The sequence below is a fragment of the Vogesella indigofera genome (assembly GCF_028548395.1).
Lineage (GTDB): Bacteria > Pseudomonadota > Gammaproteobacteria > Burkholderiales > Chromobacteriaceae > Vogesella > Vogesella indigofera_A.
In genome coordinates, this window is record NZ_JAQQLA010000002.1 from 41,063 (window position 1) to 47,396 (window position 6,334).

General features: G+C 64.9%; 5 protein-coding genes. 2 read left to right on the forward strand and 3 right to left on the reverse strand.

Going from position 1 to position 6,334, the window contains the following annotated elements; all coding sequences use genetic code 11:
- Positions 1 to 17: 17 nt before the first annotated feature.
- Positions 18 to 935, forward strand: a complete 918-nt coding sequence (locus PQU89_RS01985; protein WP_272764380.1) for a LysR family transcriptional regulator — start codon at positions 18 to 20, stop codon at positions 933 to 935.
- 258 nt (positions 936 to 1,193) lie between these two features.
- Here PQU89_RS01985 and PQU89_RS01990 read toward each other — a convergent pair whose 3' ends face one another.
- From PQU89_RS01990 to PQU89_RS02000, 3 genes are all read right to left on the reverse strand, one after another.
- Positions 1,194 to 1,460 (reverse strand): YdbL family probable chaperone protein, encoded by a 267-nt coding sequence (locus PQU89_RS01990; protein WP_272764381.1) that lies wholly within the window; start codon positions 1,458 to 1,460, stop codon positions 1,194 to 1,196.
- Positions 1,461 to 1,526: 66 nt separating this feature from the next.
- Entirely contained in the window at positions 1,527 to 1,703 is a 177-nt protein-coding gene (locus PQU89_RS01995; RefSeq protein ID WP_189372412.1) for a YnbE family lipoprotein, read from the reverse strand.
- Positions 1,700 to 4,381 (reverse strand): intermembrane phospholipid transport protein YdbH family protein, encoded by a 2,682-nt coding sequence (locus PQU89_RS02000; RefSeq protein WP_272764382.1) that lies wholly within the window; start codon positions 4,379 to 4,381, stop codon positions 1,700 to 1,702. The genes PQU89_RS01995 and PQU89_RS02000 overlap by 4 nt, the downstream gene beginning before the upstream one ends.
- A gap of 452 nt (positions 4,382 to 4,833) precedes the next feature.
- Here PQU89_RS02000 and PQU89_RS02005 point away from each other — a divergent pair.
- Positions 4,834 to 6,334, forward strand: a 1,501-nt coding sequence (locus PQU89_RS02005) for a retention module-containing protein (protein ID WP_272764383.1), incomplete at its 3' end; no start/stop codon positions are given.

A 6,334-nucleotide genomic window follows, 5' to 3' on the forward strand; every position in this document is an offset into this window, starting at 1 on the left:
TGAGTTTTTATTCAACTATGAGCAAGAAGACATCCCTGAGCCAGGTCAGCGATTTCGATATCCGCCTGCTGCGCCTGTTCAAGACCGTGGCCGAGTGCGGCGGCTTCTCGGCGGCGGAAAGCGTGCTCGGTATCAGCCGCTCCGCCATCAGCCTGCACATGGGCGATCTGGAAAAGCGGCTAGGCATCCGCCTGTGTCAGCGCGGCCGTGCCGGTTTTGCGCTCACCGACGAGGGGCGTGAGGTGCTGCACGCCAGCCAGAGCCTGCTGGCCGCCATCGAAGGCTTCCGCAGCCAGGTGAACCAGCTGCACCAGCAGCTGCGCGGCGAGCTGAACATCGGCATCGTCAACAGCCTGGTGACTCAGTCGCGCATGCGCATTACCCAGTCGCTGCGCGCGCTGAGCGAGCAGGGGCCGGGGGTGCGCATCAATATCGGCATGATGACGCCCAGCGACATCGAGCTGAAAGTACTGGACGGCCAGCTGCACGTCGGCGTGGTGCCGCTGGTCAGCCCGCTGGCCGGGCTGGACTACATCCCGCTGTACGAGGAGGACTCACTGCTGTACTGCAGCCAGGGTCACCCGCTGTTCTGGCGCGCCGATGCCGATATCAGCGATGCCGACATCGCCGCTGCGCCGGCGGTGATACCGGGCTTTCGCCTGCCGCCGGAGGCGCAGCAGTGCCAGCAGGCGCTGGATGGCAGCGCTACGGCTTCCGACCGCGAGGGCATCGCCTTCCTGATCCTTACCGGGCGCTACATCGGCTACCTGCCGGACCACTTTGCCGCCAGCTGGGTGGCGCAGGGCAAGCTGCGCGCCATCCGCCCGCAGCAGCTGCATTACCAGGTGCCGCTGACGGTGGTGACGCGCAAGGGGCGGCGGCCCAATCTGGTACTGGAAAAATTTCTGCACGAGCTGGCGGTCAGCAGCGACTGACCCGCCGTGCGGCGTGGCGGGCCACTGCGGATGCGCCGCCTGCTCTCTCCCTGCCCAGGCAGGCAGTGCCGCCAGCTTGTCGTGCTGGCGGCATATGCGGTGCCAGATGTCGGCGGTAAAGCCTGGCGGCAGTCCTGCCTATATCTGCAGCCAAGCCTGGTCGATGGTGTCGGCCAATCTGCCGGCAGACCATTGGCTTTGGCTTCGCTCAGACAGTGCTGCTGCACGCTTGTGTCAGCCGTGCAGGGCGGGCTACGCCTACTTCTTCACCCACTGGCCGTTGGGCGCCTTGACGTAGCTGCCGGGCGGGGTTTTTTCGATGGCTTTCTGGCCGGCCAGCGTGGCGACCTGATCCAGGGTGGTGCCGTTTTTCTTGGCGATGGCGTCATAGGCATCGCGGCGCTTGGCATTGATGTCCGCCGCCAGCGAGACCGCTTCCGGAGTGGCCTTCACCACGCCCAGATAACCATCCGGTTGCTCACCGACCAGGCCCTGCGCCTTGGCGCCGCCTACGTCCAGTGCCATTGCCAGGCTGCTGCAGACCAGCAGGCCAATTGCCATCCATCGTGCTGCCGTTTTCATGCTGTGCTCCTAGAACAGTCCGCTGTCGGTGGTGAGGTTATCGATGTCTTTTTCCACCTTGAGGCGGATTTCGTGATCGATCTTCACGTTCAGGTTGATGGTGATGGGCTCCTTGGGCACTTCCAGCGCCACCCGCGGGGTGCAGGCGGCCAGTGCCAGGAGCGGTATCAGCCAGACGGGTTTCATGGCGTAGTCTCCGGTGTGGGGTTGCGCGTGGCGGCCGATTGTTTGCGGCTGAGCACACGGCGGGATATTTCATCTCCGATACGCAGGCTGCGTAACAGTTCCAGCACATTTTCACTGTGGCTGTAATTTAGGACTACCGGTTGGCGGTTTTGTTTGGGATTGACCCCTTTCAGCGTCACCCGGGCATCCAGTAATCCGTTCTGCTGCATGGCCAGCCGGGCCTGGAAGTCGTTGACGTCCAGCTCGCTGAGCATGTCCAGTGCCAGCTGCACCGCGCGGTTGGATTGTGCCATGGCGGTTACCCCGGCGGAGGCCGGCACGCGCAGGGTCAGTTCGCCCTCGTTGCGCAGCAGCCCGTCTTGCAGCGCGATGCCAGACGGCAGCAGTTGCAGCGGCAGGGTGCCGCCGACACGACCGGTGAGCTGCACCGTGGGTTGCGGGTCGTTCTGCAGTGCCGCCACGGCGGCCAGGTCCAGCTGCTGCACGGTCACGGTCTGGAAGGCGCTGGACGGCCAGTGCAGGCTGTCGGCCTGCAGACTGCCGCCCAGCAGCTTGGCGCGCACGGCGCCCAGCTGCCAGTCCTGCAGGTCGGAGCGCAGGGTCAGTGACACCTCTTGCAGCAGGGTGCCGACATCCAGCTGCGCCAGCTGTAGCGGGCCATCACTTTGTAGCTGCAGCTGGCCGGGGCGTGCGGCCAACGTTAGCCGACCACGGCCGCCGTTGGCGAGAATGCCGCCCCAGTCCAGCGCCACATCGCTCAGCCGCACGTCACCGTTCAGTTGCCATTGTTTTTGCCATTGCCACTGCAGTGTGCCGGCCAGCTGCCCCTGTTGCAGGGTCACGCCCAAGCCGCGACTCATGGCGGCGCTCAGTGGCGTATCCAGCTGTACGCTGCCGCTGGCGCCCTCGCCCTGGCGGCGGGCGCTCAGCTGCAGCTTGCTGCGCCAGGCCGGCAGTTGCAGCTGGCCGCTGGCACGCTCGCCGGCCAGTTGCAGCGTGCCGCTGGCGGGCGGCAGCGTCCAGCGGCTGGTCACGGCGCCGTCCGCGCTGAGAGCCAGCTGGCCGTGGGCGTTGCTGCCATCAGTCAGCAGCGCGCTGGTGGCTTGCAGGCTGAGCGGCTTGAGCAGCACGCCGCCGACGATGCCTTCGGCCACGCTCAGCTTGCTGCCGTTGTCCAGCTGCCACTTGCCGGCGCTGCCGCGCCAGTTGGCCGCCAGTTGCAGCGCGCCACCGCGGCTGTAGAACGGCAGGCGGCTGTCGCCGGTGAGGCTGCCTTGCCAGCCGGCCCCCTGCTGGCGGGCGGTCACGCTGCCCTTTAGCGGCCAGTCCTGATAGTGGCCGGCAACGCTGGCGCCCAGCGCCGGTTGGCGCGGGTCGAGGTGGTTGACCGGCAGGCTGATCGCCAGCGCCAGTGGCGGTTTGCTGACGTTCAGTTGCAGTGGGCTGCCGTGCGCACCTTGCGGGTCCAGCTGGCCGCGCCACTGGCCGGCCAGCCGGAAGCCGGCATGACGGCCGGCCAGCGCCAGCGCGCCTTGCCACTGCCAGCGGCCATCGCCCCACTGCAGCGTGCCATCGTTACTGCTCAGCTGCAGCTGCTGGTAATCGAGGCGGAACGGCAGGCGGCTGCTACCGCTGGCGGTCAGCGGTAGTTGCCACGCTTGCGGCCAACTCAGGCGCAGGCCCTGTGGCAGGCGGGCGTCGCCGGCCGCCAGCGTCAGCTGCCGATCAGACCATTGCAGCGGAATGCGGGCGTGCAAGTCTTTGCCGTCTAGCTGCAGCAGGCCGCGGCCGCGTTGCAGGCTCTGGTCCTGCGGGGTGAGTTGCAGCTGCAGCCGACCTTGCGGCCCGCTGGCCAGCAGGTCGGCCTGCAGGCTGTGTACACCGTCCAGGTCGCCGCTGGCCTGCAGCGCCCGGCGCGGCTGCAGCAGCCAGCCGGCAGCCAGCGGCAACGCTTGCGGCAGCGTGGCGTCCAGCTGCCACTGGCGGTTGTGCAGTGTGGCCTGCAGGCGGGCATCGCCACGGCGGGTATCGCCCGGGTAACCGAGCTGGCGGCCATCGGCCTGCACGCTGGCGTGCAGCTGGCCCGGCAACCAGCGGCCGCTGCCATGCAGCTGCCACTGCCCCAGCAGCGGCGGGGCCAGCCGCGCTGCGGCCAACATACCCTGTGCCTGCCACTGCCCGTTGTCGCGGCGGTAATCCAGCGCCAGCTTGTCGGCACCCTGTGCCAGCTGCGCCTGCCAGTGTTCGTTTTGTTGTGTAACCGTGACGGCCAGCGCCGGTAGGGCGGGGGCCTGCAGGCTGGCGATGCGCAGGGTGAACGGTGGCAGTCCGGCGGGTGGCGGCGCCGGCAGCTGGCGTGGGCCAGGTTTGGCGCAGGATTGCAGCTGCAGTTGCTGCAGGGCGATGGTGAGCGGCTGCCAGCGCTCGATACGCAGGCCGCTGCCCTGGGCTGCGACGCAATCCTGCTGCCGCCATTGCCATTGCGCCACCGTGGCGCCGCCGTCGCGCCAGCCCAGCCCCTGCAGTTGCAGGCCCTGTTGCTGCAGCCACCAGCTGGCGCCGGCTACCGCCGCCAGCAACAGTGCCAGCAGTACGGGCAGGGCAAGCAGCAGCCAGCGGCGCCAGCGGTGGCGGAGGGCCGGCGAAGCAGCGGGTGGCGTGCTCTGGGTTTGCGTCATGGCTTAACCGGCAAGCGGACGTGTGCACCGCTACCGGCGACGGCGGGCGGCAGGCTAGCAACCATGGCAAGCATGAAGAGCGGTTGCCGGGCGGACTGTCTGGCAACAAGAGGAACCATCACTGGGTATGTACCGTAAGACAGGAATAGCTGAAGTATATACGGCACCGCAGCCGATGCTGAATGGGCGCGCCACTGGAGCTTGTGACAAGTAAAGAATTATTTGTGGCTTCCTGTGTGAGTGAGGGGGCGGCGATTCACTTCTGAGCACCTGTCTTGCTCCTGTTTCTTGTGGGCGCGAGTAATGGGGCTCGGTTCAATGCGACCCCGTTTTGCACAAAATGCAGATGCATTCTTTGCGGGGTTGCTCGTGCTGCCCTTTAGTACAATGGGCTAAATTTTTGCGTTCCAGTAGATTGACTGCATCATGCAAAATGTCAATGGAGTGTTTAAATGAGTGCAGCCCACAATCAAGGCAAGATCGTTGCAATTAGCGGCAAGATCATCGCAGTTGCGGTAGATGGTTCGCAGCGCGTACTGAAGGTGGGCGACACCGTAGCGGTGGGCGAGCGCCTGATCGTACCGGCTGATGGTGTCATCGAGTTGCGTGCAGACAATGGCAACATCGTAAAAATTGCCGAAGCCCGTGATCTGACCATTACCGATGACGTATTCGGTCCTGCAACAGCAGATGTCGCCGATGCCGCACTGGCTACCCTGCCAAGCGAAGCGCAGCAAGTCCTGACGGCGCTGCAGGATGGTCAGGATCCGTTGCAGAACCTGGAAGCGACCGCTGCCGGTCTCGCGGCAGGTGGTGGTGAGGATGGTGGCAGCTCCTACACCATCCTGGGCCGGGTCAGCGAAGACATTACCGCTGCCAGCCTGGCAGCGGGCACTGCTAGCGATGCCAACATTGATACCATTGCCGCCACGACGGGCGCCTTGGATGCCACCCAGACACTCAATCAGCCTTCCGTGCTGGTTGCTGATAGCAACTTCATTGATGAAGACGGCATGGCTGCCGGCAATCTGCTGGAGAATGACAGCGACACTGACGACGCGCTCAGTGTTGTTGGTATCACGGTCAACGACCGTACTTTTACCGTGGATACTGAAGAAGGCGCATTCATCGAACTCGAGTCTGGTGTGCTCCAGGTCAGTGCCAACGGCGATTACATTTTCTCTCCGGCAAGCAACTGGAACGGTACCGTTCCAGTTATTACCTACACCACCAACACCGGTAGCAGCAGCACGCTGACCATCACCGTCAATCCGGTAGATGACCCTAGTGTGCTGAAGGCAGACAGCAATACAGTTGAGGAAGACACGCCTGCCAAGGGCAATGTGCTGGAAAACGACAGCGACATTGATAGCGAGCTGAGTGTGGTGAGCATTACTGTCGATGGCCGCAGCTATACCGTTGATGCTCAGGACGGTGCTTTCGTCGAGCTGGAATCCGGCATGCTGGAAGTTTCCGCCAATGGCGATTACATCTTCACCCCAGCCAGTAACTGGCACGGCACTGTGCCGACCGTTGCATACACCACTAATACCGGTAGCAGCAGCACGCTCGATATTACCGTCACCCCGGTGACCGACGGCTTCACTGATGGCAACGAAAGCGTCAGCGTGGCGGAAGACACCACCCTGCAAGGCAGCGTGCTGGACGGTACCAGCAGCGTGGACGGCGCGGTGCGCGTCACCGGCTTCAGCATCGGCGACAGCAGCTACGCCGCTGGCGCCAGCGCCAGCATCGACGGCGTCGGCAGCCTGCAGCTGAACGCGGACGGCAGCTACCTGTTCACCCCGGCGGCCAACTACCACGGCGCGGTACCGCTGGTCAGCTACACCGTCAGCGACGGCGTCAGCAGCGACAGCTCCACCCTCAGCATCAGCGTCACCCCGGTGACCGACGGCTTCACTGATGGCAACGAAAGCGTCAGCGTGGCGGAAG

Bases quoted from the DNA above. Each gene is read 5' to 3' on its own strand.
- PQU89_RS01985 (WP_272764380.1), top strand. From the start codon at position 18: ATGAGCAAGAAGACATCCCTGAGCCAGGTCAGCGATTTCGATATCCGC.
- PQU89_RS01990 (WP_272764381.1), bottom strand. From the start codon at position 1,460: ATGGCACTGGACGTAGGCGGCGCCAAGGCGCAGGGCCTGGTCGGTGAG.
- PQU89_RS01995 (WP_189372412.1), bottom strand. From the start codon at position 1,703: ATGAAACCCGTCTGGCTGATACCGCTCCTGGCACTGGCCGCCTGCACC.
- PQU89_RS02000 (WP_272764382.1), bottom strand. From the start codon at position 4,381: ATGACGCAAACCCAGAGCACGCCACCCGCTGCTTCGCCGGCCCTCCGC.